We start from the raw sequence: 21,624 nt of genomic DNA, 5'->3' as shown, positions 1-21,624 counted from the left end.
ATATTCGTTAAGTAAGATATTTATAACATATTAAAATTTAAATAAAAAATGATATGAAACTGTCACAAATTTGTAACCTCAATCTAAGTTATGATTCAAATTATTTGAATAACTATAGCAAAATTAGCTAATTTTCTTTTCAAACTAAAGCGCATAATATGATCCATATCACAGAGGGACAGTAAAAATCCCAACTAAAAATCAAGTTTACAAGAAGGAATATACAATGAAAAAATCAACATTATTTGCTGCTGCTTTAGCTTTAGGTGCTGCATCATTCGGTTCAATGGCTGCTGAAGAAGTTCAACATACTAGTCAGCCAGCTGCGGGTTATGTCTCAGTAACAGGTGCAGTGAGTGTCAATGACCTGACCGCACAATTAGCCAAAAAAGCTGATGAAGCTGGTGCAACTTCATTCCGTGTGATTTCTGCTGGTGGTGAAAACTCAATGAATGGTACCGCGGCTATCTATAAATAAATTTATTCGTCATATTTACTCGTCATACTTCGAGCCGTAGCGTTGTTGGCCGCGTTCATTCGCACTAGTCGCATACTTATGTATGCTCCTAGCGCCTCGTTCACTTGCCGCCTAGCTACAACTCCAATTATTTAGAGTAATGACTCGAATTTAGTTGGCGTATAGGCCTAAAAATATTTAGGTTAATATTTCAGCTAGTTAGAGTATAGTAATAGCGAATTTTATGCCTACGTTCAGAACGGTTTAAGCAAGCTTAAGGGGAATCCCCCAAAAGCTTGTTCTGAACGGGTTTACATGGAAACCGCTATGACGCCTGAACAAACTTTAAAGCACATCCAGCGCTATATTGCCCGCCAACACGTTTTCTCTCTTTTTACTCACCATAACAATGATATCTGGCCTGCCAGTTGTTACTATGCATTTGATGCGAAAACGATGTGCCTGGTTTTAATGACAGACGCGAATTCAAGGCATGGGCAATTGATGGTGGCTAACCCGCAAGTGGCTGGCACAATATCAGCGCAAACCAAAGCCGTTAATGCAATACAAGGTATTCAATTTACAGGTGAAATTAAAATATTAGAAGGTGAGGAAGAACGGCTTGCCCGCGGTTTTTACTGTCGTCGTTTCCCTGTGGCATTAGTAGCGAAACTGCCTGTTTGGCAGCTTCACTTGCGGAATGTCAAAATGGTCGATAACAAATTAGGTTTTGGTACCAAACTACATTGGGAATGCCAAATTTAACGCAATTTGTGGATCACTTGATTGGAGCTACCGCGCCAAATTAAGCGTGGGTCATGTAAATCCTGTTCAAATTTACCGTCAATTACGGTATTAACTAAACTCACCACTTTTTGTTGTTCAAGCGTCAAATCACTCAATATGTATCCTGTCCATAACCAAATATCCTTATCTGGGCAAACGGCTTTTACGCGTTTAACCAACTTGAGCACCGCAGGCAAGTTGGCTGGGTGTAGCGGGTCTCCGCCCGACAGGGACAAACCCTGTCGACGAATACGCGTGTCTTGCAAATCTTGGATAATTTGATCTTCCATTTCTTGGGTGAATGGCACACCTGAATCAACTCGCCATGTACTTTGATTGTAACAACCACGGCATTGATGAACACACCCTGCCACAAACAGTGTACAGCGAGTTCCGGGGCCATTGACGACATCAACAGGATAATATTGGTGATAATTCATAGTATTAACCTATTTGACCGTTACCTAAATGCTTAATACGGCGTTTTACTTCTTCTTGTTTACCTGCATTAAATGGTCTTGCATCTGGGCTGCCTAAATAGCCACACACACGGCGGATAACCGAAACTCGGTTAGTATCATGGTTACCACAAGCAGGGCAGGTAAAGCCTTTGCTGGTGCAGGAAAACTCACCGGAAAAACCGCATTCATAACACTCATCAATGGGTGTGTTAGTACCATAATAAGGCACATGTTGATAGCTGTAGTCCCACACGTCTTCTAAGGCTCTAACATTATGTTGTAAGTTTGGATATTCGCCATAACAGATAAAACCGCCATTCGCGAGTGCAGGGTAAGGCGCTTCAAAATCAATTTTATCGTAAGGATTCACCTGTTTTTCAACATCTAGATGGAAGCTGTTTGTATAGTAACCTTTGTCGGTAACACCTGGTATCACACCAAATTCAGCGGTATCGAGACGGCAGAAGCGGTCACATAGGTTTTCACTTGGTGTGCTGTATAAACTGAAACCATAGCCTGTTTGGGCTTTCCATTCATCAGTGGCTTGGCGTAAGTGGTTGACAATTTCGACAGCTTTTTCACGTAATTTTTCGTCATCATAGACATGGGTTTGTGTGCCAAAAAGTGCATTGATGGTTTCATGCAACCCAATGTAACCTAACGAAATGGACGCGCGACCATTTTTGAAGATCTCAGCAACGTTGTCATCCGCTTTTAAGCGAACTCCGCAGGCGCCTTCCATATACAAAATTGGGGCAACACGCGCTTTTACGGTTTCTAAACGGGCAATGCGAGTCATTAAGGCTTTTTTGGCAATGGCTAAACGTTCATCCAGTAATGCCCAAAACGCATCTTCGCTGCCCTGTGCTTCGATAGCAATACGAGGCAAATTGAGGCTAATAACGCCTAAATTGTTGCGCCCATCGTGAATTTGTTGCCCATTTTCTTCATAGATCCCCAGGAAACTGCGGCAGCCCATCGGCGTTTTAAATGATCCAGTAACATCAACGACACGGTCGTAGTTAAGAATATCGGGGTACATGCGCTTACTGGCACACTCTAAAGCGAGTTGTTTTATGTCGTAATTAGGGTCACCCAATTTATGGTTTAGGCCATCTTTAATTGCGAATACGAGCTTAGGGAAAACCGCCGTTTTACGATTTTTGCCAAGGCCCGCAATGCGGTTTTTCAGAATAGATTGCTGAATTAATCGTGCTTCTTTAGAGGTTCCAAGGCCAAAACCAAAGGTGACAAATGGGGTTTGGCCATTCGCAGTGTGAAGTGTATTAACTTCATACTCTAAAGATTGAAAGGCGTCGTAACACTCTTTATCGGTGCGGCTGTGTGCATAACCCTCTGCGTCTGCAATTCCCCATTCTTTGGCGACGTTTAGGTGTTTTTCGAAGCTAATTGCCACATATGGCGCTAAAATTTCGTCAATACGGTTAATGGTTGTGCCCCCATAAATATGGCTTGCAACTTGGGCAATAATTTGTGCAGTAACGGCTGTTGCGGTTGAAATAGACTTTGGCGGCTCTATTTCGGCATTTCCCATTTTAAACCCGTTAGTTAACATGCCTTCAAGGTCAATTAACATACAGTTAAACATTGGAAAGAAGGGAGCATAGTCGAGGTCATGATAGTGAATTTCACCGCGTTCGTGTGCGATAACGACATCTCTTGGTAAAATATGCTGTTTTGCATAGTGTTTAGCGACAATACCCGCGAGTAAATCGCGTTGTGTCGGGATCACTTTACTGTCTTTATTGGCATTTTCATTGAGTAAAGAGACGTTACTTTGTTCGATTAGCCCACGAATGTCATGAGTCAATTGGCTGCGTTTTTCACGTTCGCTGTCTCTATCGTGGCGATATTCAATATAAGCACGAGCTAAGTCTTTATAAGGCCCGGCCATTAGTTGGTCTTCAACCGCATCTTGAATGTCAGCGATATCCACTCGGTCACGGCTGCAAAGTTGTTCTGTGACGACAGAAGCAACCTGAAGACAATAATCGTCATCCTTAACATTCACAGCAGCCGCTGCGCGTTTAACGGCTTCCTGAATTCGTGGAAGGTCAAAACCGACCTGACAACCATCTCTTTTAATAACAACCGTTCCCACGGGCATTCTCCTTGTTAAGTTATCCACAATACGACTTCAGCTATTCGCCATGTTTATCACGGGTACTAATCTGTGGATAAAATGTGAATAAATACTATATGTTGTGTCAATTGGTGTAATTAAAGCACAATATGTGGGATATTGCTTTTATTTAGATCGCTAACATTTGATTTAAAACAAAGAAAAAAATAATTTGTATGAAGATCAAAAGCGCAGAGGAAATAAATCTTTTCAGTTACTAGGATTCATTTTAATCATGCAAATAAAGTGTGTGTAATCGAATTTCCATCAGCGGAAAACGGGAAAAGTAGAGTTATAGTGTACAATCGGGAAGTTTTATGAGGACGGTAATACGTTTGGGGTGACAAAATCAGCGGAAAAAATAAAGACACCCCACTCAAAGCATGGGGTGTTTGGCTCGAACTAATCGTTATTTACGTACTGCGATTGCTTCGATTTCAATTTTTACGTCTTTTGGCAGACGAGCAACTTCAACACAAGAGCGAGCTGGGAATGGTGCATTATGTTGCTTGAAAAACTCTTCATAGGTGGCATTCACTGTCGCGAAGTCATTTAAATCTTTTACAAATACCGTTGTTTTCACGATATTAGCCGCACTTAAGCCAGCTTTTTCTAAAATTGCTTTTACGTTAGCCAGTGATTGGCGAGTTTGTGCTGCGATATCTTCAGGCACTTCACCGGTTTTAGGGTCAACAGGGATTTGACCTGATGTGATAACCATACTACCCAAATCTACGCCTTGAACGTAAGGACCGATCGCTGCTGGTGCGTTTTCTGTATTGATTTCGTATGACATAACTACTCCGTTTCATCACGTAAAGAGAAAATACTCATCATGTGGCAAGCCACAGCAGTGTTTGTGGCTTGGTGTGACTTTGAGTATAACTTTATGGGGTATTAGGCGCTATTATAAACATGGATTGCACCTAGACAACACCGCAGTCTACGCAAAAACAACCTACTGGTTATTGATCACAGCGTCTCTATCGAACTCTTTTTCGCAGAATTTACACGTCAGTGCGACTTCTTTGCCGATTTTTTTCACTCGGAAACTGCTTGATACGGGCTCATTATGGCTAATACAGTTGCTATTTGGGCAAATTAACACATTGTCGATATACTGAGGCAGTGTGAGTTCAAGCTTTTCGACCACTTGGTAATCTTCAATGCGATTCACAGTGGCTTCAGGGGCATACATAGCTAATTGGTTAGCTTGCTCAGGAGTTAAAAAGGTATTTTCAATTTTGATAATATCTTTCTTGCCTAAGTTGCTTGAAGGTAAATTTAAACCAATGGTGATGCGCTCATCCGTTTTGGTCAGTTTGAACAGTTTGAGTAATTTGAAGCCAATTTGAGCAGGAATGTGGTCAATCACTGTACCGTGGCTGATTGCTTCAACTTGTAATTTATGGTCGTGTGTCATGATGATTTCCTCCTCAGATAGCCAATTCTTTATTTAAAACCAGTGATAGCAATGCTTGCCTTGCATAAATCCCATTGCCTGCTTGTTGAAAATAATAAGCATATGGGGTGCTATCTACATCAACCGCGATTTCATCAACTCGAGGTAATGGATGTAAGACTTTTAAATTCGGTTTTGCACAATGCAGGTCAGCGGCACTTAAAATAAATTGGGCTTTCACATTCGCGTATTCAGAAGGGTCGAGACGCTCTTTTTGTACGCGAGTCATATACAGAATGTCGAGTTCTGGCATCACTTCATCAATGTTATTGTGCAGGCTGTAGGTTGCGCCTTTTTCTTCTAAGATGTGCAGAATATGGTTTGGCATTGAAAGCGCTTCGGGAGCAATAAAGTAGAAGTGATTACCTTCAAATTTAGACAGTGCTTGTGTAAGAGAATGCACGGTTCTACCATATTTTAAGTCACCAACCATGGCAATTTGTAGGTTCTCTAAACGGCCTTGCGTTTCTTGGATAGTAAACAAGTCGAGTAATGTTTGCGTCGGATGCTGGTTCGAGCCATCGCCTGCATTAATGACAGGAATATGGCCTGCAAACTGGCTAGCGAGGCGAGCGGCACCTTCTTGCGGATGGCGCATGACGATAGCATCCACATATTGGCTGATAACAGAGATAGTATCGGCCAATGTTTCCCCTTTTTTACCGAGGGAGGTGTTGGTGCTGTCAGAAAAGCCAACAACAGAAGCGCCTAAACGGTGGATAGCTGTTTCAAATGACAAGCGCGTGCGTGTCGAGGCCTCAAAGAAACAGCTTGCGATAACTTTATGTTTTAGGAACTCGGGTTGTGGCTGCTTTTTTAATGAAGCAGCGACGTTAAGTACTAATTCAAGATCTGAACGGTCTAAATCATTAATCGAGATGATATCGCGGTGGTATAAAGGGTTCGGCATTGTTGTTCTCCTGTGTCAGCAAGACATATTAGGTCTATAGGCCAAAAAAAAGCCCCTCATTGAGGGGCTTTTTTATAAATAAGAAGGGGAAAAACAGGCTGTCCAGACCGCCAGAAGGCAGTGCAGTGGAGGTGTTCTCTGTAAAAAATAGAGCAGCAACGTTCATGGTTTCTCCCGGCAAATTGTGGCGCATTATACGCATCTGATTCCATGACGCAAGCGTTTGCATAAAGAAAAATACATTTTTTTTATTTTTGCGTTTTGGTGAATATTTGAACTAACTGAAAAATGGGAGAAATAGTATCTCTCAATAGGGAATGCGCTGAGTATTGGTGTTTTTTAAACCAAAATTAAATCACATGATTGAATATACAGTACATTTATTTACACTTATTTTATGTGCGAGTAAGATAATTTTTCTTTTTAATTAAATATGATCATTATGAAATCACGACTTTTTATTCTATTGGCATTCCTTCTCTCTGGCTGTTCATCTGTTTGGGTACCTGTTTCCGGCGGTTCAAAATTCACTCAAGCTGAGGCGAATGCAGTTTGTAAACCTGAAGCCCTTCATTTGTACCCAATCAAAAATGAAGTTGCGCAGCGCTCTGTTATGTCTTATGTCGAAAAAAAATGCAAAAAAGATGATGATTGTGGCAAAGACAAAACTTATAAAGAACAAACACCAGTTATGGAAAGCTATGTGATTGATGTCAATGAAGACACCCGTAATAATTATTACTTGGAATGCATGGTGTCTAAAGGCTGGACAAAAAAAGATAAGTATATGTGGGAATAGCATACAAGCAGCTAAATAGCCCAGTAGGCGCAGTTTACTTGGCTATTTAGCATGACAACGTTTATTTTTGCCCAAGTCTTTTCGCTACTTTCTCTAATTTCATCATTAGTAATAATGTAATCGAAACTAATACAATCGTTAGTGCCGAACCATCTGCAATATTGCCTCTATCGGTTAAACTGAAAATTGAAACAGGTAATGTCGCCCAGCCGGGGGGATATAACATCATCGTGGCGCCAAGTTCCCCTAAAGACAGTGAGAGGCTTAATGCCAGTGCTGAAATCATCCATGGCATCAAGAGTGGTAAGGTCACATGGCATAAACGATACCAAGGGGAAGCGCCTAAGCTAAAAGCTACGTTTTCTATATCGGGAGAAATACGTGCTAAGCCAGTGGAAACATTGCTAAAAGTAAAAGCCGAAATCAACACAAAATGGGCACTAAATACAATCCAAAAGGTGCCGTTCATCTGTAAATAGCCTTGGCTGAATGCCACAAGGATCCCAAGCCCGATAGAAACAGAAGGAATGGCGCTGGGGAGGTAAAATGCAATACTCAGCCACTTTTGTATTTTCCCACTGTGTCTTCTTAATGCTAACGCAGCCCAAAGCCCACAAAACAGCGCAAATAGACTGGCACTAAAACCAACCACTAGGCTGGATAACATGGCGTCCCAAGCTGGCCCACTAAATGCGTTAACAAAATGTTCAAAAGTAAAGCCTGAAGGCAAAATGCCATTCCATTGGCGGCTGAAACTCGACATTAAAATCATCACTAAAGGCAGTAAAAACAATAAACTAAATAAGCTGATGGCAATGATAGTAGCAGTAACTCGTCCTTTTTTAGACCAAATCAACATAATTAATTCCTTACACCAAGACGAGTGGTTGCCATTCTGTAGAGAAAAAATAACCCGAGTGAAAGCAAGATGTTAATTAAGGCAATCATGCATGCTACGGCATAATCTGACTCTAATATTGCCTTGCTATAGACCATCATCGGTAAGGTATTGACGCCTTTCGCCCCGATAAACAGTACGATGCCAAATTCATTGGTGGTTAACAGCAGGCACAGGCTACCCCCTGCTAATAGAGCGGGAAGTGCTGCTGGGAAAATAACTTGCGCGATAACCCGTGCAGGATGTGCGCCTAAAATACTGGCGGCTTCTAATTGGCTCTTGTCGATTTGGCGCAGTGCCGCCATAAGGGGACGCATCACCAAAGGGGTAAAAACAGTAATTTCTGCTAAGATCACGCCATGAATTGAATAAAGGAACTCAACGGGCGGCAATTCGAAATCAAACAATGCCATCAAGGTGCCATTGAGTAGCCCTGCAGAACCATAAATGAAGGTAAAAGCGAGTGTAATCAAAAAGGTCGGTAGAGCAATAAAAGTATCAATCACTTGCGTGATAAAACGACTTCCCGGGAAAGGAATAAACACTAAGATCAGTGATAAGATACTACCTATCACAAGGCAACCTAAAGTGGCCAAAATGGCGATGTAGAGTGTGTTCCATAACCCATTAATAAAGCGCTTTGACTCAATAAGTTGCCAAAATGCGTCTAACCCCCATTTTCCCGCCTCATTTTGTAGTGCTTGTTGCGCTATCAACAATAAGGGATAAAAAAACAGCGTAGCTAACACCAGTAATGGCGGTAATATCCAATAAATGGGCTTTATTGTTATTGATGAACCTTTTGGCACGCTAATATGTGACATGTTATTCCTCAATTAAAACGGTATCTACTGGTGAAAACCATAAGGTGAGTTTATCGCCGATTTTAGGCGGTGAGGCCAAATGGGTGATGGCAACACTCACGGTTTCACCCGCAACATCACAAATTAAATGCGTTAAATCCCCCTGCCAACGAATAGACGTTAATGTGACTTGTAATTGATTGGTGGTATTGGCGTTTTGTACTAGCGTAATGTGTTGTGGGCGGATACACACCCATTTGTGGGTGCCAGCTCGCATACCTAATGTATGAGCTTCCAGCAATGTTCCACCACAACTGACATTTACTTTTCCGGGAGTTGTTGAAAAGCCAAGTGCTGTCGCGGCTAGAATATTGGCTCGGCCTAAAAACTCAGCTGCAAAACGGTTGGGGGGGCAGTGATATAAGGCATTTTTCTCACCATGTGCGACTAAATAGCCATCTTTCATAATGCCAATTTTATCACCAAGCGCGAGAGCTTCCGTTTGGTCATGGGTCACATAAAGAATGGTTAAATCAGGTAGTTCACGGTGTAACCGGGCGATTTCTTCAACCATATTATGGCGAATTTGCGCATCTAGCGCGGAAAGTGGTTCGTCGAGTAACAGAACACGAGGCCTTACGGCAATCGCTCTAGCAATCGCCACTCGCTGTTGCTGACCTCCTGAAAGTTGGTGAGGGTAGCGGGTTGCGTAATCCGTCATTCCGACGATTTTAAGGGCTTCAACGACTCGCTCATTAATGAGTGCTTTAGGTTGTTTTTGAGCTCGTAAGCCAAATGCCACATTTTCTTCCACTTTCATGTGGGGAAATAATGCGTAGTTTTGTACAACCATACCAAGTCCACGTTGGTAGGGGGGAAGGTGGGTGATATCCATATCACCTAATAAGATGCGCCCGCTATCAGGTTGAGCAAACCCGGCAATAGCACGTAATACAGTGGTTTTCCCCGATCCTGAAGGGCCGATTAAGACGAGTATTTCACCGGGGTCGATAGTGAGATCCAAGGGTTTCAATACCACATTGTTGTGGTAGGACACCCGCAAAGACTCGAGTTTGATCCCTGAGTGCTCGTTTTGCTGCATTGCAGTAGTGGCTTTTCGTTTCATCAACATCACAAGTTACTCACCATCAGTGACTTTTTGCCAACGTGAAATATCATCGGATAGGGAAACTTCAACTTCATTCCAATTAGGCTGCCAGGTTTTCACACCGTCTAACATTTGGACAGCAGTGTGGTATTGCTTATCAGATGGTGTGATATCTGAACGAACAGGCATTCCCCATGAAAGCTCACTGACTCGGCTTTGTGAGGGTTTATCTAAAAGGAAATTAATCAGCTTTTTGCCGTTTTCTGTTTCAGGGGCGTTGTTAACTAAGCCGATAACATAAGGTAAAACCAGTGCACTACGTTCCCCATTGGCATCTTTTGGCCAGAAAATTTGGACATTCGGGTTACGTGCCATTTGAGATAAATTCATTTGTAAGTCGCCATTAGCGACATACAGTTCCCCTTTATTGACAAGTGCGGTGAGTTTACCTGTGGAGGCCGATGGGCCAACGTTATTAGCCTGCAATTTACCGAGGTAATCAAACCCTGCATCTTTGCCATTAAAACTGTGGAAAACTTGTAACATCACTGCGGTGCCGTCCCCTGCTTGTCCCGGTGTTGAATATTGCAGTTTATTATTAAAGCGAGAATCGAGTAGGGAGTCCCAATTTTCAGGAGGAGACTTAAGCAGTTTAGCGTTATAGATAAAGGTCAGGTAATTATTGACTAACGGTGTGTAATAGTGATTGGAATTAGGAATATTTGCTGCATTTTCTGGCGTAAATTCAGCTAATAACTGGTTTTTTGCGGCACGTTGAATAAAGGGAGGAACAGTAATCAGCACATCGGCTTGTGGATTGGTACGCTCTTTAGCGAGCCTTTCAACTATCGCCCCTGAACCACTTTCGACATACTGTACTTTGATACCGGTTTGTTTGGTAAATGCTTCGAACTGATTTTTATACCAACTGTTGTTGCCATCGTGAAGCCCATCAGCGGAGTAAACAGTCACAACATCAGCAGCAAAAACAGAGGTAGAGCAAAGGGTTGCCATTAATAGGCCAGCTAAGTAGGTGCGTTTCATGGTTTTCTCCTGTTAAGGTAAAATGTATTCTGGTATATACCAGATGTTTTTTACGCTAACGGGTTTATATGACAGAAAGATGAAATGCAGATAAATAGCTAAAATTATTTTCTATAGGCAGAAATAATCACAAAGTATCGACTTCGATGCGCAAGCTATCATGACGCCAGTACTCAACATCATAATCTAAAATTCGGCCATGTTGGTCATAGTTTAAGCGCTGCAACAATAGGGCTGGGCGACCAACGGTAACCCCCAGTGCTTGTGCTGCTTGCGCCGGCATTGCTGTTGGGTAAAAAGACAAATGCATGCTGGTATAAATTAAATTGAAATGGGCTTCGTATACCTCCGTTAGGCTGCCATTGAGATCGTAACGTAGCAGCTCAGGAACGCGAGCAGGTAAGCAATGGTTTTCACAGTAACAAACAGGTCTGTCATCAGCAAAACGTAGGCGGGTGAGTAAATAAATTTGTTCAAACGATTGAAGTTTTAAGGGAGTCATCGCTTCGAGAGGAACGGGAATGACTTTTCCATCCAGTAAGACTGTCTTCGGTTGGCGACCTTGTTCAAGGCAAAGTTTATGGAAATTGGTATTTTGGGTTGGATCTAACCAGAGGCGCTCAGGTGTGACAAACCAACCGCGGCGTTCAGAGCGGTAAATGACTCCACTGGATTCTAACTGCGCCAAACTTTCGCGAATAGTGACGCGAGTAGTATTGAAAATGGCGCAAAGTTCGCGTTCAGAGGGGAGTTTATCCCCACATTTTAACGAACCATTTTGAATCCTTTCCTGTAATTGGGCTTTGATAAGCAAGTATTGTGGGGTTTCATCCGCTGATAATTTCATGGTTATTTCCTATCATTGTTTCAATCATATTATACATAGTTATATGAATTTTTTGTTTCACGCACACTTTTCCTTTGACCTTTTGAGTCGCCTACGACCATTATAATAGCAATCTGGTATAGACCAAAGGTGAATTGAATGACAAACAATAATTATTTGCTATTAACACCGGGACCGCTCACGACATCTAAAACGGTGAAGGAAGCCATGTTGTTTGATAGCTGCACATGGGATGATGATTACAATTTAGGCGTTGTACAACATATTCGCCAACAATTAGTGGCACTGGCAACGGCCAACGCAGGGTATTCATCGGTACTACTTCAAGGAAGTGGAAGCTATGCGGTTGAAGCTGTTTTAGGTAGTGCTATCGGCGATAAAGAGAAAGTTTTGATTATCAGTAATGGCGCCTATGGTGCTCGAATGGCACAAATGGCCCAAGGCTTAGGTGTTGCCCATTGTGTTTATGATTGTGGTGAAGTGGCTTTGCCTGATCTGCAACGGGTCGAGCAGTTATTACAACAAGATAACCAAATCACTCATATTGCGATGGTACATTGTGAAACCACGACTGGGATTTTAAACCCGATAGAGAAAATCGCGAAGTTAGCGAAACAGTATCAAAAATGTTATATCGTGGATGCAATGAGCAGTTTTGGCGGAATTCCCATGGATATTGCTGAGCTTAACATTGATTTTTTCATTAGTTCGGCAAATAAGTGTATTCAGGGAGTTCCGGGGTTTGCTTTTGTCATTGCTCGTGCTGATGCACTTGAGGTCTGTAAAGGACGTTCCCGTTCATTATCGCTAGATTTGTATGCGCAGTGGCGCTGTATGGAAGATTTCCATGGTAAATGGCGTTTTACTTCTCCAACCCATACGGTATTAGCATTTGCCCAAGCACTTAAAGAGTTAGCTCAAGAAGGTGGCGTAGCCGCGCGTTTTCAACGTTATCGACAAAATCAACATAAGCTGGTGGTTGGTATGCGTCAATTGGGTTTTACCACATTGTTAGAAGATGGTCTCCATTCGCCGATTATCACCGCATTTTACTCACCAAATTCGCCTGATTACCAATTCAAGCAATTTTATCAAAATTTAAAATCACAAGGCTTTGTCATTTATCCGGGCAAAGTCTCGCAAAGTGATTGTTTCCGCATTGGAAACATTGGTGAAGTTTATGAAAAAGACATTGATGCCTTGTTGGTAGCAATAGAAAAAGCCATTTACTGGGAAAAATAAGGGAAAGAAATGAACCGTATTGAAGCTGTTATTCTTGATTGGGCGGGTACCACTGTTGATTTTGGTTCTTTTGCGCCTACTCAGATTTTCATTGAAGCATTTAAATCTGTGTTCGATATGGATATCACACTGGCTCAAGCGCGCATTCCTATGGGGCTAGGAAAATGGCAGCATATTGAAGCACTGGGTAAATTGCCTGAGGTAGACGCTTTATGGAACGCGAAGTTTGGCCGCTCAATGAGTAGTGAGGATATCGATAAAATCTATGCGGCCTTTATGCCATTGCAAATTGCTAAAGTGGTTGACTTTGCTGCGCCAATCGCTGGAGTTGTCGACACAATTGCTACATTACGCAGCCAAAACATTAAAATTGGTTCTTGTTCAGGTTACCCTCGTGCCGTGATGGAGAAGTTAGTTCCAGCAGCAAAGGTGTTGGGCTATCAACCTGACTACTGGGTCGCGAGCGATGATATTCCCGCGGGTGGGCGACCGGGGCCTTGGATGGCACTTCAGAACGTGATTAAGTTAGGTATCGGCTCCGTATCAGCTTGTATTAAAGTGGATGATGCTGTTCCTGGTATTGAAGAAGGACGTAATGCCGGGATGTGGAGTGTTGGTTTGTCTATCTCGGGTAATGAGTTTGGTAAAACATGGGAAGAGTATCAAGAGATGACTGTAGATACGGTTAACTCGTTAAAACAACAAGCCGCCGAGAAATTGTATGCTGCTGGTGCTCATTATGTGATTGATACGTTAGCGGATTTGCCATCGGTTATTGATTGTATCAATCAGCGTTTGGCGAAAGGTGAACGTCCATAATGATAGGTTACCCTCAACTCATTTTGTTGAGTTGAGGGTAGGAATTTAAAAAACATTAATAGGAAGTTCTGGCGCTAATGTCGCCACCATTACCGCTTTGATGGTATGTAAACGGTTTTCTGCTTGATCAAAGACAATACTGTAAGGAGATTCAAAGACTTCTTCCGTGACTTCTAACCCACCAAACATATTGAATTCTTTAGCAAGTTGCGCTCCCAATGTGGTGTCTTCATTATGGAATGCAGGTAAGCAGTGTAAGAACTTAACATTCGGGTTGCCAGTGAGCTTAATCACATCCATATTCACTTGGTATGGTTTTAATAAATTAATGCGCTGTGCCCATACTTCTTTGGCTTCTCCCATCGATACCCACACGTCGGTATAGATAAAATCGGCATCTTTAACACCTTCGGCGACATCTTCCGTGAGTGTGATTTTCGCACCCGTTTTTTGAGCCAGTGCTTGGCAAGTATTCACTAATTCTTCTTCTGGCCAGCAGCTTTTCGGCGCAACAAGGCGTAAATCTAAACCTGTAAGCGCAGCAGCTTCTAGCATCGAATTCCCCATGTTATTGCGTGCATCACCTAAATAGGCAAATTTAATTTCAGATAATGGTGTATTTGGTCGGTGCTCTTGAATGGTTAGCAGGTCGGCTAATAACTGTGTGGGATGGAATTCGTTAGTTAGTCCATTCCATACAGGCACTCCCGAGTGCGCGGCTAAGAGTTCTACTGTGTTTTGAGCGAATCCGCGGTATTGAATACCGTCATACATCCTGCCCAATACTCGAGCAGTATCTTTCATGGTTTCTTTGTGGCCGATTTGGCTACCAGAAGGCCCTAAATAAGTGACTCTAGCGCCTTGGTCAAATGCACCAACTTCAAATGCACAGCGTGTCCGCGTTGAATCTTTTTCAAAAATAAGCGCAAAGTTTTTACCTGAAAGGAGGGGCTGTTCTGTACCGGCTTTTTTTTCTGATTTTAGCCAAGAAGAGAGTTTTAAAAGTGAATGAATTTCGCTAGAAGTAAAATCTAGTAACCTTAGAAAAGGTTTATTATATAGGGGGTTCATAATTGGCAGCCTTTTTGTTTTGAATTAATATTCAATTTATATTCATAAAAATTCAAAATCAACCCCCAACGCAAAAGAAATTATCTTTAAATATATGGTTTCACTGTCAACCGTATGGGAGAATGGCGCAAAGAAAGACGAGCGACAAAGAAATAAAAGGGGTGTGGATATGGTAGATAAAGCTGAATTGGATGCGCAGTACGAAGAAACTCGCTTAATTATCGAAGAATTATTGGAAGATGGCAGCGATCCTGATGCATTGTATGCGATTGAGCATCATTTCTCTGCTGACAACTTTGCACTGTTAGAAAAAGCGGCTGTTGAAGCTTTTAAACTAGGCTATGAAGTCACGGATGCGGAAGAACTCGAAATTGAAACGGGTGAAACCCTGATGTGCTGCGATGTGATCAGTGAAAGTGCTTTAAATGCAGAGCTGATTGACGCACAAGTTGAACAATTAATGAAGCTGGCTGAGAAAATGGGCATCAACTATGATGGTTGGGGCACGTATTTTGAAGACCCAGACGCAGAATATGACGACGAAGACGGTGACGATATCGACCCTGAAGATCGCGTTCATTAATTATTAGTCGCATCATGCAACTGCATAAAAGGATAGCTAAAAACTATCCTTTTTCGTTTAGCGTAGAATTATAATGCCTTTAACATGCGAATTTCACAGTCACTATGACCCGTATTTCCTAACGGTTCATCAATAAATTCAAACCCTAATTTTTCATATAACTTAATAGCCGCTTGGAGCTCTTTGGTTGTTTCTAGGTAGCAACGGGTGTAACCTTGCTGTTTAGCAAACTCCAGAGACATCAGTACGATTTGCTTCGCTAAGCCTTTGCCGCGTAGTACTGAAGATAAATACATTTTCTGTAATTCTGCTGTTTCGCTATCACCACCAGCAACTTGTGAAACACCGCCACCGCCAACAATTTTGCCATCCATTTCAACTACCCAGTAAGCACTGCGCGGTTTGCTATACACCTCAAATAAGGTATCTAAAATAGGGTCAGCAACGGCAAAGCCTTTGTCCGCAGTTAAGCCATGTTCAGCGGAAACTTCGCGAATAACGGCGGCGATCCCAGGGTTGTCTTGAGGTTGAATTAAACGAACTTTAACGGTTTGGTTTGTGTCTGTTGTCATGGGAACATCTCTTTTATTTGTATTAATTATATTTTTCATTGCGGCATTGGTAGTCGCAATATGTATGATATTGGCACATTTTTAATATTTTCAATGCCCTAATACAAAAAAGCCCTGACTCATCAACGACGAGTCAGGGACAGATACTTAAAGCTTAATGATTACAAAGAGGCAATCGTCACTTTTTGTGCTTCAATTTTAGCTTTTGCTTCAATATTGGCAGTTAAGCGTTCACGCTCTTTTTCAACAACGGCAGCAGGCGCACGGCTCACAAAACCTTCGTTTGCCAGTTTGTTTTCAATGGTTTCGATTTCTTTCACCACTTTTTCCAGCTCTTTATCTAAACGAGCCAGTTCCGCGTCTTTATCAACCAGACCCGCCATTGGGATCAGTAACTCAGCACCGCCAACTAGTTTGGTGACAGAAACCGGTGCTTCTTCGCCTTCAGATAGCACGCGGATGCTTTCTAAACGCGCCATTGATTTGATAAAGCTTTGGTTTTCTTCGATACGGCGTTTTGCATCAGCAGAAGCACCACGCAGCATCACATCGAGCGGTTTACCTGGTGAAATATTCATTTCTGCACGAATGTTACGAACGGCAATAATCGCTTCTTTGATCCACTCAAGGTCACTCAGCGCAAGTTCATCGACTTTAGCGGCATCGAACTCAGGGAACGCTTGCAACATAATGGTATCAGCGTCAATACCTTTAACGACTTTCACTCGTTGCCAGATAGTCTCAGTGATAAATGGAATGATTGGGTGAGCAAGGCGCAATAAGCCTTCCAGCACTTCGATCAGGGTGAAACGCGCTGCACGAACTTGCGCTTCATTACCTTTATGAACTGCAGGTTTAGACAGCTCTAAGTACCAGTCACAGAATTCATTCCATGTGAAATCATACAAAATACCCGCTGCGATATCGTAACGGTGAGTATCTAACGCTTCACGGTAAGCTTTTACAGTCTGATTAAATTGCGCCATGATCCAGCGGTCAGCCAATGAGAAGCTCATTTCACCGCCGTTTTGGCCGCAATCTTGGCCTTCGGTATTCATCAGAACGAAGCGGCTCGCATTCCATAATTTATTACAGAAGTTACGGTAACCGGATAGGCGTTTCATATCCCAGTTGATATCACGACCTGTTGAAGCTAATGCGGCTAAAGTAAAGCGTAGGGCGTCAGTACCGTGGGCTTCAATGCCTTCTGGATATTCTTTACGAGTACGTTTAGCAATTTTTTCAGCCAATTGCGGCTGCATCATGTTGCCAGTGCGTTTTTCAAGTAAGTCTTCTAAAGAAATACCGTCAATCATATCCAGTGGGTCAATAACGTTCCCTTTGGATTTCGACATTTTTTGGCCTTCTTCATCACGGATCAAGCCTGTCATGTAAACGGTTTTAAATGGTACTTGTGGTTCACCGTTTTCATCTTTGATGAAATGCATGGTCATCATGATCATACGGGCGATCCAGAAGAAAATAATATCGAAGCCACTGACCAATACATCTGTTGGATGGAAGGTTTTCAGTGCATCGGTATTTTCTGGCCAGCCGAGAGTCGAGAATGTCCACAGACCGGAAGAGAACCACGTATCCAGTACGTCATCATCTTGACGCAGAGCGATATCTGCACCTAAGTTGTTTTCACGACGGACTTCGTCTTCATCACGACCCACATAGACATTGCCTTTTTCGTCATACCATGCAGGAATGCGGTGACCCCACCAAAGTTGGCGAGAAATACACCAGTCTTGAATATCACGCATCCAAGAGAAATACATGTTTTCGTACTGACGAGGAACGAACTGAATACGGCCATCTTCAACGGCTTTAATGGCATCACGAGCTAAAGGCTCGGTACGTACGTACCATTGGTCGGTTAGCATAGGTTCAATAACCACGCCACCACGGTCACCGTAAGGCACTGTTAAGTCATGCGGTTTTACTTCAACCAGCAGGCCAAGTTGTTCGAACTCTGCCACGATAGCTTTACGAGCCGCGAAACGTTCCATCCCACGATACGCTTCTGGCATTTCGCAACTATAAGCCGTAGATGGGTTACCGTTGGTATCGAAAACCTCTGCTTCGTTACGAACGTTACCGTCTAAGTCCATCATGTTAATCATCGTTAACTGATGGCGTTTACCGACTTCATAGTCATTAAAGTCATGAGCTGGCGTGATTTTCACGCAACCAGTGCCTTTTTCCATGTCGGCGTGTTCATCACCCACAATTGGGATACGGCGGTTAACGATTGGCAGAATAATTTCTTTGCCAATTAAATCTTTATAGCGTGGATCTTCAGGGTTAACTGCAACACCAGTGTCCCCTAGCATGGTTTCAGGACGAGTGGTCGCGACCACTAAGTAGTCTTTGCCTTCAGCGGTTTTTGCACCGTCAGCCAGTGGGTAGCGCAGGTGCCACATAGAACCTTTAACTTCACGGTTTTCAACTTCTAAGTCAGAAATTGCCGTGTGCAGTTTCGGGTCCCAGTTGACTAAGCGTTTGCCACGATAAATTAAGTTTTCTTTATAGAGACGAACGAATGCTTCTTTAACAGCTTTAGATAAGCCTTCATCCATGGTAAAACGCTCGCGATCCCAATCAACAGAGTCGCCTAAACGGCGCATTTGTTGTGAAATTGTACCGCCAGATTCCGCTTTCCATTCCCAGATTTTGTCAATGAACGCATCGCGGCCGTAGTCGTGACGGTTTTTACCTTCTTCGGCTGCAATTTTTCGCTCAACGACCATCTGAGTTGCAATACCCGCATGGTCTGTTCCCGTTTGCCATAAGGTATTTTTACCTTGCATACGCTGGTAGCGGATCATGGTATCCATGATAGTTTGCTGGAAGGCATGCCCCATGTGCAGGCTACCAGTGACGTTCGGTGGCGGAATGACGACACAGAAGCTGTCTTGGGTGGTATCCCCATTAGGTTTAAAATAACCGCTTTTCTCCCAGTGAGCATACAGTGACTGCTCAATCTCTGCGGGGTTATATGTTTTATCGAGCGAGGGCTCATTCATTGGGCTATCTGGTTTCTTTTCCATTATCTTTTTGTATTCAGTAAGTTGGCGGCGTCGCCATAGTCAAATTGAAGCCGACGCTACGGTACGTTTTATACCGTTCACGCGCCAACTGTTTTAAAGTTTCATCAATAGGTACGAAGTCTATCACTTCATGGAAAGCCGTGGCAAAATCTGCGAACTGATTTTGTAAATTAATCAGTATATCGCGAGGTGTTGTGCCTCTTTTGGCCGGCCAGCAAATTTCAATCGGTGCACCATAACGCGGGCCTTCCCCTGCCAAATTATGCGGGACAAACTGGTGTGGATCACGCTGCCAAAGGGCCTCATCAATCTTTTCTGCTTGTAGCTGTGTTTCGCAAGCAACCAAAACACGCTTTCCACTGCGCCACATCTGAGCGGCAAGCTCACAAGCTAGCCATTCATGGGCTTCAAGTTCAGAATGTGGTGATGTCTGTTCTAGTTGGTAAAATGTACCTTTTTTCATATACCCGTCATACTTCAATTTGTAGGGGTGTTGGCTACGCGCTTTCGCCTTAGTCACATACTTTTGTATGCTCCCAAGGCCTCAATTGCTTGCCGCCTACCTACAAACTGAATTATTTAGGGTATGGCGTAAATTGCCATCCTTCAATTTGTAGGGGTGTTGGCTACGCGCTTTCGCCTTAGTCACATACTCTTGTATGCTCCCAAGGCCTCAATTGCTTGCCGCCTACCTACAAACTGAATTATTTAGGGTATAGCGTAAATTGCCATACTTCAATTTGTAGGGGTGTTGGTTAAGTTTTTTGGTGGCATAGCTCAAAATTATTTCTATGTTGAATTATAACCTTTTTTATTGCTGCCTCAAAATGGCTTCTATGTGTATCGAAAAGCCAAAAATAATATCCCGAATCGCATAAGTGCTCATCGGGATATTTTTACGAGTGATGTACAGCTAAAATGCTAAATCGGGTTATTCATCACCATTAAGGCCTGCACGGTTCAACAAGAACTGCGCTAGCATGGAAACAGGGCGGCCAGTGGCCCCTTTCGCTGCACCTGAACGCCAAGCAGTTCCTGCGATATCAAGGTGTGCCCAGTTATATTTCGTCGCAAAGCGAGACAAGAAACAACCTGCGGTGATAGCACCCGCTGGACGTCCACCGGTATTGGCTAAATCAGCAAAATTTGGTGTGATTTGGTCAAAATATTCATCTGCTAATGGTAAACGCCATGCACGGTCGCCTGCTTGCTCAGAAGCATTTAATAGCTCGTGAGCCAGTGGATTATGGTTTGACATCAACCCAGTGTAATGGCTACCTAATGCAATCACACAAGCCCCTGTTAAGGTGGCTATATCGATAACCAGCTCTGGCTCAAAACGCTCAACATAGGTGAGTGCATCACACAGAACTAAACGGCCTTCGGCATCGGTATTGAGGACTTCAACGGTTTGCCCAGACATGGTAGTAAGGATATCACCTGGGCGATAAGCACGGCCACCAGGCATGTTTTCACAGCCAGCAAGAACCCCAATCACATTAATTGGCAATTGCAATTCAGTGATAAAGCGCATGACGCCATATACACTTGCAGCACCGCACATATCGTATTTCATTTCATCCATGCCTTCGGATGGTTTAATTGAAATACCGCCGGAGTCAAAGGTTAGGCCTTTACCAAGTAAAACGATAGGTTTGCTTTCTGGGTCTGGACTGCCTTTATATTCCATGATGGACATTAGCGATTCATTTTGTGAACCTTGACCGACCGCTAGATAGGCATTCATTCCAAGTTCTTTCATTTGCTCCTCACCAATCACTCGAGTGGTGAGTTTACTGTCTGAAATATCAGCTAATTGACGAGCTTGAGATGCTAAATAACCTGCATTACAGATGTTTGGCGGCATATTGCTTAAATCTTTCGCCGCTTTAACACCTGAAGCAATCGCTAAGCCGTGGGAAATAGCACGTTCACCACTAGTTAATTCACGGCGAGTTGGCACGTTGAAAACCAGTTTGCGTAGCGGACGGCGATGCTCTGTCTTATTACTTTTCAGTTGATCAAATACATACAGCGACTCTTTGGCTGTTTCGACGGCTTGGCGCACTTTCCAGTAATTATTGCGACCTTTGACGTGTAATTCAGTTAAGAAACAGACGGCTTCCATTGAGCCAGTTTCATTCAGTGTGCTGATTGTTTTCTGAATAATTTGTTTAAATTGGCGCTCATCTAATTCGCGTTCTTTACCACAACCGATAAGCAGAATGCGTTCAGACAGAACGTTGGGTACATGATGGAGTAGCAGGGATTGCCCTACTTTACCCTCAAGTTCGCCGCGGCGCAGCAGGGCGCTGATATATCCGTCACTTATTTTGTCCAGCTGTTCAGCAATTGGGGACAGACGGCGTGGTTCAAAGACTCCGACAACAATGCATGCGCTGCGCTGTTTTTCCGGGCTACCACTTTTTACACTAAACTCCATGCGTTCTCCTGAATCTTAAAGACAAAGGCCGATGCTCCCGCTAAAATTAGCGTTTCGCATGATCTACCTCATAGAGAATGAACTCTTTATGTTAAACTAACCATCTATACGCGAAATAGC

22 protein-coding genes are annotated in these 21,624 nt (G+C 43.1%); 6 read left to right on the top strand and 16 right to left on the bottom strand.

Translation table 11 applies throughout. The annotated features are described in order from the left end of the window. Window positions 1-226 precede the first annotated feature (226 nt). Complete coding sequence (locus FVA69_RS19480; RefSeq protein ID WP_004907501.1) at window positions 227-478, top strand: DUF1471 domain-containing protein; 252 nt, start codon at window positions 227-229, stop codon at window positions 476-478. Window positions 479-784: 306 nt separating this feature from the next. Next, window positions 785-1,222, top strand: coding sequence for a YhbP family protein (locus FVA69_RS19475; protein ID WP_109912171.1), 438 nt, complete (start codon window positions 785-787; stop codon window positions 1,220-1,222). Here the strand turns inward: FVA69_RS19475 and nrdG are convergent. From nrdG to FVA69_RS21480, 6 genes are all read right to left on the bottom strand, one after another. After that, entirely contained in the window at window positions 1,219-1,683 is a 465-nt protein-coding gene (nrdG, locus tag FVA69_RS19470; RefSeq protein ID WP_004907505.1) for an anaerobic ribonucleoside-triphosphate reductase-activating protein, read from the bottom strand. The genes FVA69_RS19475 and nrdG overlap by 4 nt on opposite strands. A 4-nt stretch (window positions 1,684-1,687) precedes the next feature. Continuing rightward, complete coding sequence (nrdD, locus tag FVA69_RS19465; protein WP_109912112.1) at window positions 1,688-3,826, bottom strand: anaerobic ribonucleoside-triphosphate reductase; 2,139 nt, start codon at window positions 3,824-3,826, stop codon at window positions 1,688-1,690. 430 nt (window positions 3,827-4,256) lie between these two features. Further along, a complete protein-coding gene (ridA, locus tag FVA69_RS19460; RefSeq protein ID WP_004907508.1) occupies window positions 4,257-4,643 on the bottom strand; it encodes a 2-iminobutanoate/2-iminopropanoate deaminase in 387 nt (128 codons plus the stop codon). A gap of 162 nt (window positions 4,644-4,805) precedes the next feature. Continuing rightward, on the bottom strand, window positions 4,806-5,270 hold the full coding sequence (gene pyrI / locus FVA69_RS19455; RefSeq protein WP_004907509.1) for an aspartate carbamoyltransferase regulatory subunit: 465 nt from the start codon (window positions 5,268-5,270) through the stop codon (window positions 4,806-4,808). Between the two features lie 13 nt (window positions 5,271-5,283). Further along, window positions 5,284-6,219, bottom strand: coding sequence for an aspartate carbamoyltransferase (gene pyrB, locus FVA69_RS19450; protein WP_004907510.1), 936 nt, complete (start codon window positions 6,217-6,219; stop codon window positions 5,284-5,286). Window positions 6,220-6,253: 34 nt separating this feature from the next. Next, on the bottom strand, window positions 6,254-6,385 hold the full coding sequence (locus tag FVA69_RS21480) for a hypothetical protein (RefSeq protein ID WP_255456629.1): 132 nt from the start codon (window positions 6,383-6,385) through the stop codon (window positions 6,254-6,256). Window positions 6,386-6,661: 276 nt separating this feature from the next. On the opposite strand from FVA69_RS21480, the gene FVA69_RS19440 reads away from it, so the two are divergent. Continuing rightward, window positions 6,662-7,018, top strand: a complete 357-nt coding sequence (locus FVA69_RS19440) for a hypothetical protein (RefSeq protein WP_036958764.1) — start codon at window positions 6,662-6,664, stop codon at window positions 7,016-7,018. 61 nt (window positions 7,019-7,079) lie between these two features. On the opposite strand, the gene phnV is transcribed toward FVA69_RS19440, so the two are convergent. The 5 genes from phnV to phnR all read right to left on the bottom strand — a co-directional run bounded on the left by phnV (window position 7,080) and on the right by phnR (window position 11,718). Then, window positions 7,080-7,877 (bottom strand): 2-aminoethylphosphonate ABC transport system, membrane component PhnV, encoded by a 798-nt coding sequence (gene phnV / locus FVA69_RS19435; protein ID WP_004907512.1) that lies wholly within the window; start codon window positions 7,875-7,877, stop codon window positions 7,080-7,082. 2 nt (window positions 7,878-7,879) lie between these two features. Next, window positions 7,880-8,740 carry a 2-aminoethylphosphonate ABC transporter permease subunit gene (phnU, locus tag FVA69_RS19430; RefSeq protein ID WP_109912110.1) on the bottom strand — a complete coding sequence of 287 codons (861 nt, stop codon included), beginning with the start codon at window positions 8,738-8,740 and terminating at the stop codon, window positions 7,880-7,882. Window position 8,741: 1 nt separating this feature from the next. Next, window positions 8,742-9,851, bottom strand: a complete 1,110-nt coding sequence (phnT, locus tag FVA69_RS19425) for a 2-aminoethylphosphonate ABC transport system ATP-binding subunit PhnT (protein WP_109912109.1) — start codon at window positions 9,849-9,851, stop codon at window positions 8,742-8,744. Window positions 9,852-9,857: 6 nt separating this feature from the next. Then, window positions 9,858-10,871, bottom strand: coding sequence for a 2-aminoethylphosphonate ABC transporter substrate-binding protein (locus FVA69_RS19420; RefSeq protein ID WP_004907517.1), 1,014 nt, complete (start codon window positions 10,869-10,871; stop codon window positions 9,858-9,860). A gap of 127 nt (window positions 10,872-10,998) precedes the next feature. Further along, window positions 10,999-11,718, bottom strand: coding sequence for a phosphonate utilization transcriptional regulator PhnR (gene phnR / locus FVA69_RS19415; protein WP_004907519.1), 720 nt, complete (start codon window positions 11,716-11,718; stop codon window positions 10,999-11,001). Window positions 11,719-11,856: 138 nt separating this feature from the next. Here phnR and phnW point away from each other — a divergent pair, with 138 nt between their 5' ends. Both phnW and phnX read left to right on the top strand, forming a co-directional pair. Next, window positions 11,857-12,960: a 2-aminoethylphosphonate--pyruvate transaminase gene (gene phnW, locus FVA69_RS19410; protein ID WP_164529234.1), complete on the top strand. Its 1,104-nt coding sequence runs from the start codon at window positions 11,857-11,859 to the stop codon at window positions 12,958-12,960. 9 nt (window positions 12,961-12,969) lie between these two features. Beyond that, a complete protein-coding gene (phnX, locus tag FVA69_RS19405) occupies window positions 12,970-13,779 on the top strand; it encodes a phosphonoacetaldehyde hydrolase (protein ID WP_004907521.1) in 810 nt (269 codons plus the stop codon). A 45-nt stretch (window positions 13,780-13,824) separates the two neighbouring features. On the opposite strand, the gene argF is transcribed toward phnX, so the two are convergent. After that, a complete protein-coding gene (gene argF, locus FVA69_RS19400) occupies window positions 13,825-14,850 on the bottom strand; it encodes an ornithine carbamoyltransferase (protein WP_109912106.1) in 1,026 nt (341 codons plus the stop codon). 169 nt (window positions 14,851-15,019) lie between these two features. Here argF and rraB point away from each other — a divergent pair, with 169 nt between their 5' ends. Then, a complete protein-coding gene (rraB, locus tag FVA69_RS19395) occupies window positions 15,020-15,433 on the top strand; it encodes a ribonuclease E inhibitor RraB (RefSeq protein WP_004907524.1) in 414 nt (137 codons plus the stop codon). A gap of 68 nt (window positions 15,434-15,501) precedes the next feature. On the opposite strand, the gene FVA69_RS19390 is transcribed toward rraB, so the two are convergent. The 4 genes from FVA69_RS19390 to pepA form a co-directional block, all read right to left on the bottom strand. Beyond that, the gene (locus FVA69_RS19390) at window positions 15,502-16,005 is read right to left on the bottom strand and encodes a GNAT family N-acetyltransferase (protein WP_110731594.1); all 504 of its coding nucleotides are present in this window, start codon (window positions 16,003-16,005) and stop codon (window positions 15,502-15,504) included. 161 nt (window positions 16,006-16,166) lie between these two features. Next, window positions 16,167-19,037 carry a valine--tRNA ligase gene (locus FVA69_RS19385; RefSeq protein WP_196718329.1) on the bottom strand — a complete coding sequence of 957 codons (2,871 nt, stop codon included), beginning with the start codon at window positions 19,035-19,037 and terminating at the stop codon, window positions 16,167-16,169. Between the two features lie 37 nt (window positions 19,038-19,074). Continuing rightward, window positions 19,075-19,524 (bottom strand): DNA polymerase III subunit chi, encoded by a 450-nt coding sequence (locus FVA69_RS19380; RefSeq protein WP_110731595.1) that lies wholly within the window; start codon window positions 19,522-19,524, stop codon window positions 19,075-19,077. Window positions 19,525-19,992: 468 nt separating this feature from the next. Then, the gene (gene pepA / locus FVA69_RS19375; RefSeq protein ID WP_004907531.1) at window positions 19,993-21,504 is read right to left on the bottom strand and encodes a leucyl aminopeptidase; all 1,512 of its coding nucleotides are present in this window, start codon (window positions 21,502-21,504) and stop codon (window positions 19,993-19,995) included. Between the last annotated feature and the right edge of the window lie 120 nt (window positions 21,505-21,624).

The sequence above is a fragment of the Providencia sp. PROV004 genome, assembly GCF_011045615.1.
GTDB classification, from domain to species: domain Bacteria; phylum Pseudomonadota; class Gammaproteobacteria; order Enterobacterales; family Enterobacteriaceae; genus Providencia; species Providencia rettgeri.
This window is presented reverse-complemented; position numbering and strand designations above follow the sequence as displayed.

Bases quoted from the DNA above. Each gene is read 5' to 3' on its own strand.
- pyrB (WP_004907510.1), bottom strand. From the start codon at position 6,219: ATGCCGAACCCTTTATACCACCGCGATATCATCTCGATTAATGATTTA.
- pyrI (WP_004907509.1), bottom strand. From the start codon at position 5,270: ATGACACACGACCATAAATTACAAGTTGAAGCAATCAGCCACGGTACA.
- FVA69_RS19390 (WP_110731594.1), bottom strand. From the start codon at position 16,005: ATGACAACAGACACAAACCAAACCGTTAAAGTTCGTTTAATTCAACCT.
- argF (WP_109912106.1), bottom strand. From the start codon at position 14,850: ATGAACCCCCTATATAATAAACCTTTTCTAAGGTTACTAGATTTTACT.
- FVA69_RS19420 (WP_004907517.1), bottom strand. From the start codon at position 10,871: ATGAAACGCACCTACTTAGCTGGCCTATTAATGGCAACCCTTTGCTCT.
- phnW (WP_164529234.1), top strand. From the start codon at position 11,857: ATGACAAACAATAATTATTTGCTATTAACACCGGGACCGCTCACGACA.
- FVA69_RS19480 (WP_004907501.1), top strand. From the start codon at position 227: ATGAAAAAATCAACATTATTTGCTGCTGCTTTAGCTTTAGGTGCTGCA.
- rraB (WP_004907524.1), top strand. From the start codon at position 15,020: ATGGTAGATAAAGCTGAATTGGATGCGCAGTACGAAGAAACTCGCTTA.
- FVA69_RS19475 (WP_109912171.1), top strand. From the start codon at position 785: ATGACGCCTGAACAAACTTTAAAGCACATCCAGCGCTATATTGCCCGC.
- phnX (WP_004907521.1), top strand. From the start codon at position 12,970: ATGAACCGTATTGAAGCTGTTATTCTTGATTGGGCGGGTACCACTGTT.
- FVA69_RS19440 (WP_036958764.1), top strand. From the start codon at position 6,662: ATGAAATCACGACTTTTTATTCTATTGGCATTCCTTCTCTCTGGCTGT.
- FVA69_RS19385 (WP_196718329.1), bottom strand. From the start codon at position 19,037: ATGAATGAGCCCTCGCTCGATAAAACATATAACCCCGCAGAGATTGAG.
- nrdG (WP_004907505.1), bottom strand. From the start codon at position 1,683: ATGAATTATCACCAATATTATCCTGTTGATGTCGTCAATGGCCCCGGA.
- FVA69_RS19380 (WP_110731595.1), bottom strand. From the start codon at position 19,524: ATGAAAAAAGGTACATTTTACCAACTAGAACAGACATCACCACATTCT.
- pepA (WP_004907531.1), bottom strand. From the start codon at position 21,504: ATGGAGTTTAGTGTAAAAAGTGGTAGCCCGGAAAAACAGCGCAGCGCA.
- phnU (WP_109912110.1), bottom strand. From the start codon at position 8,740: ATGTCACATATTAGCGTGCCAAAAGGTTCATCAATAACAATAAAGCCC.
- FVA69_RS21480 (WP_255456629.1), bottom strand. From the start codon at position 6,385: ATGAACGTTGCTGCTCTATTTTTTACAGAGAACACCTCCACTGCACTG.
- phnT (WP_109912109.1), bottom strand. From the start codon at position 9,851: ATGTTGATGAAACGAAAAGCCACTACTGCAATGCAGCAAAACGAGCAC.
- phnV (WP_004907512.1), bottom strand. From the start codon at position 7,877: ATGTTGATTTGGTCTAAAAAAGGACGAGTTACTGCTACTATCATTGCC.
- phnR (WP_004907519.1), bottom strand. From the start codon at position 11,718: ATGAAATTATCAGCGGATGAAACCCCACAATACTTGCTTATCAAAGCC.
- ridA (WP_004907508.1), bottom strand. From the start codon at position 4,643: ATGTCATACGAAATCAATACAGAAAACGCACCAGCAGCGATCGGTCCT.